Genomic DNA, 2,949 nt, shown 5'->3' with positions numbered 1-2,949 from the left:
GTGATGTATATAAAAGCCAGCGTCACTCCGTTGGTACTCAACCCGCTGTCCGACTGGCCCCGCCGGACCCGGAGGGCTCGCCGGGTGACGCCCCGCCGGGTGGCGGGGCGTCGGGGGTGCCCTCCGGGTCCGGCGGGGTCATTCGGACAGCGGGTCGAGTACCAACGGAGTGATCTTCCCTTCGAGCATCGCGCCGAGGCCCTGGACGGCGCACACGTCGGGCCGTTCCGCGATGTGCACGGGCATGCCGGTCGCGTCCCGCAGCATCTGGTCCAGCCCCGGCAGCAGGGCGCTGCCTCCCACCATCATGATCCCCGTGTCCGTCAGGTCGGCGACCAGGTCCGGCGGGCAGTCCCGCAGCACCTTGCCGATCCCGTCGAGCACGGCCGTCAGCGGGGTGTGGATGGCGTCGCGCACGGCGGCGGTGTCCACGTGCACCGAGCGGGCCAGGCCCGTGGCCACGTCCAGCCCGTGGATCAGGGTGGACTCCGGGCCTCCGGCGGTGATGCCGTTGCCGTGCAGGGCGAGCTGGAGCGGGCGGACGGACTGGCTGGGCAGCATCAGCTCGTGGGCGTGGCGCAGGTGCTGCACCACGGCGTGGTCGATGGCCTCGCCGCCCACCGGCACCCGCTGCGCGGTGACCACGGAGCCCAGCGACAGCACGGCCACCTGGGTGGCGGCGGCCCCGCACACCATGATCATCGTCGCGGTCGGCTGCTCCACCGGCAGGCCGCAGCCGACGGCGGCCGCGATCAGGGTGTCGACCAGTTCCACCCGCCGGGCGCCGATCCCGACCAGGGTCTCCACGGTGGCCCGCTGGGCGAGCGGATCGGCGTCGTGCGGGGTGCAGGCGGCGGCGCGCAGCCGGGGCTTGCGGCGCAGGGCGCGCCGCAGCTTCTCGCCGAGCAGGTGACGCAGCATCCGCTGGGCCATCTCGATGTCGACGACGGTGCCACCGGAGACGGGCCGCACCACGCGGATGTAGTCGGGGGTACGGCCGGTCATCTTCTCGGCGAACGACCCGACGGCGATGAGGGCGCCCGTACGGGTGTTGATCGCGGCGGCGCTGGGCTCGTCGACCACGAGGCCGGTGCCTTTGACGTACACACGGGTGCGCGCGGCACCCAGGTCGACGGCGACGTGGCAGCGGCGCAGCTGCTCCAGACTGACGGTCACGGCAGATCCTTCCGAGAGCGCTGACGCGAGAAGGCCCGGCGGATTGCCGGTCACATACGGAATCTTCTGTTCCGTTCGGGGGGTCCCGCCCGTTGGGTTGCTCCGGGCGGGGGGTGCTGCACAGGGGTGGTTTTCTGTACCGACAGGCCCGAGGATGCCCCCACCGACCGCGCTACCCGTGCGTAACAAGGTAAAGGGGACCCGATGCTGACGGCCCGCCAGAAGACGGTGGCTCTGCTGACGCTCTGCCTGCTGCCGCTCGTGCCCGGCCCGGCCCAGGCGGCGCCTTCCGCGCCCTCCGCACCTTCCTCCTCCGCGCCCTCCGTCCCTGCCCGGGCGGACGGGGCGCGGATCCAGCGGCGCCCGGTGGTCCTCGTCCACGGCTACAACGCCGACCCGGGCGTCTGGGGCTCGCTCCGCTCCGACCTGCGCGCCGCCGGGTGGACGGACGCGGACCTGTTCTCGTGGGGCTACGACACCCACCAGTCCGTCAACGAGGTGCTGTCCGGACAGCTGGCCGGCTACGTGGACGAGGTCCGCCGGCGGACCGGCGCCGACCGGGTCGACATCGTGTCCCACTCCTTCGGCTCGCTGGTCAGCCGCTGGTACGTGAAGTTCGGCGGCGGCGCCGGCACGGTGGACCACTGGGTGTCGCTGGCCGGGCCGAACCACGGCACCTCCACGGCGTGGGCGTGCGCCCTGTGGGACCAGGCGTGCCGCGACATGACGCCGAACTCCTACGTCCAGAAGAACCTGGCCTCCGGCGACGAGACCCCCGGCGCCGTGAAGTACGCGACCTTCTGGTCGACCTGCGACGAGGTGGTCAACCCCGACTCCAGCGTGCCGCTGGCCGGGGCGGCCAACACCGGCGTCGGCTGCCTCCAGCACAACGACCTGCTCGGCGACCCCGGCACCAAGGCGGGCGTCCGCGCCTTCCTGGCCTCGTAGCCCACGGGCCGGCCCTAAGGGGCCTCGTCCACGCGCTGGAGCAGCCCGTACGTGAACTCGGCCACCAGGGGCCGCCCCTCCGCGGTGAACGCCAGCCGCCACCGGGTGGGGGCGGTCCCCTCCATCGGCCGGACGGGGGCGAAGGCCCGCGCGACCTCGTCCACGGTGGCCGACCAGGGCAGCAGGTCGGCCGCCCGCTCCAGGACCGGCCCCGGCGCGCCGGGAGCCCGGACCAGCCACTCGTTCCACACCGCCCCGTCCGGCGCCGCCAGCACCTCGAAGCGCAGGTCGGGCCACAGCGGCAGGGCCCACAGCAGGGCCTCGCACGACAGGTCGCCGAGGGTGCGCGGCGCGGTCCGCTCGGGCGGGCCGAGTACCGAGCGGTAGCGGGCCAGGGCCCCGCGGGAGCGGGGCGACCGGACCATGGCCTGCCAGCGGCGGTTCGCCTCGCGCTGGTCGGCGACGGAGGCGCCGAGGCGGAGCCGGGCCTGCTCGGCCAGCTCCGGCTGGAAGTCGGCCATCCGGCGCAGGAGCACGAGCTGGAAGGCGGTCACGCCGAAGGTTCCGGTCATGGAACGCACAATTCCACACAGGATCCTCACACCGCCGGGACACCGATGTTGCAGACCGGCGCATAGCCTGCGGGCTCCATGGACTACTGCCACTCCTGCCACCGCCACCTCAACGGTGCTCTGGCGTGCCCAGGGTGCGGGACCCCGGTCGAGCTGCTGACCGCGACCACGGCCCCCGCCGGGGCCGCCACGGCGCCGGGCGGCCCCGGCGGGGGCCGTGGTCGCGGTCAGCAGCTCGACCGGGGTCCCGCAC

General features: G+C 73.9%; 3 protein-coding genes. 1 reads left to right on the top strand and 2 read right to left on the bottom strand.

Annotation, left to right across the window (positions count from 1 at the left end; genetic code table 11):
- Nucleotides 1–138 precede the first annotated feature (138 nt).
- Nucleotides 139–1,176, bottom strand: a complete 1,038-nt coding sequence (locus EF918_RS34315) for a rod shape-determining protein (RefSeq protein WP_125652785.1) — start codon at nt 1,174–1,176, stop codon at nt 139–141.
- Nucleotides 1,177–1,380: 204 nt separating this feature from the next.
- On the opposite strand from EF918_RS34315, the gene EF918_RS34310 reads away from it, so the two are divergent.
- A complete protein-coding gene (locus EF918_RS34310; RefSeq protein WP_125652784.1) occupies nt 1,381–2,124 on the top strand; it encodes a triacylglycerol lipase in 744 nt (247 codons plus the stop codon).
- Nucleotides 2,125–2,138: 14 nt separating this feature from the next.
- On the opposite strand, the gene EF918_RS34305 is transcribed toward EF918_RS34310, so the two are convergent.
- Nucleotides 2,139–2,696: a hypothetical protein gene (locus EF918_RS34305; RefSeq protein WP_125652783.1), complete on the bottom strand. Its 558-nt coding sequence runs from the start codon at nt 2,694–2,696 to the stop codon at nt 2,139–2,141.
- Between the last annotated feature and the right edge of the window lie 253 nt (nt 2,697–2,949).

Origin of the sequence: Streptomyces sp. WAC06614 (assembly GCF_003949795.1) — a bacterium.
In the GTDB taxonomy this organism is placed as follows: Bacteria; Actinomycetota; Actinomycetes; order Streptomycetales; family Streptomycetaceae; genus Streptomyces.
The sequence above is the reverse complement of the archived record's forward strand: the minus strand, read 5'-3'. Positions and strand labels throughout refer to the sequence as shown.